The organism is Paraburkholderia sp. CNPSo 3274 (assembly GCF_024206475.1).
GTDB lineage: Bacteria > Pseudomonadota > Gammaproteobacteria > Burkholderiales > Burkholderiaceae > Paraburkholderia.
The window spans coordinates 1-603 of sequence record NZ_JAMBPR010000254.1; the positions used below are offsets into that span (position 1 = coordinate 1).

The window sequence follows — 603 nt, forward strand, 5'->3', positions numbered from 1 at the left end:
CCTACATCGTCGAGGACGTCACACTGGTCAAACTTCCAGACGAAGGGACAACAAAGATTCACGTTCGTTTCAAGGCCGGCAAGACTGAAACGCTCACGGCGCAGAATCCCAAAACATCTGCCCAACAGGTCAAAACCCAGCCAGAGGTCCTCGAGCTCATCGACAAGCTTCTCGATGACCATACATGCTCTCAGATTGCGCAGCTCCTTAATGATCGGGGCATCCGTCCCGGCGGTTGTGTCCGTCCAGGTAAGGCGAACATCCGGTTTGATGCGCTGCGCGTCTCATATCTGGCTCAACGAAACGGCCTCCGCTCTCGTCGCGACAGACTGCGCGACCGCGGCATGCTCACGAAACTGGAGGCTGCATCTCGACTCGGCATCCACGAAGCAACACTCACCAGGTGGGTCGAATACGGCCTTATCAAACGACACGCCTATAACGATTATGCGTTCCTCTATGAAGTCCCGGATTCCCACCCGCCTGTGAAGCACAGCAGCCGATGGGATCGACTCACTAACCGTGCGAAAGCGGCGCGAGCGCGCGTAGCATCTAAAACCCTCTGATCCGCGAATAGGAGTTGCAGTATGAATCCAGCTAGTT

The 603-nt window shown here is 55.9% G+C and carries 1 pseudogene; it reads left to right on the plus strand.

The annotated features are described in order from the left end of the window. Positions 1 to 566 (plus strand): annotated as a pseudogene (locus tag M3I54_RS44550) (recombinase family protein); the annotation flags it as partial. Positions 567 to 603: the final 37 nt, after the last annotated feature.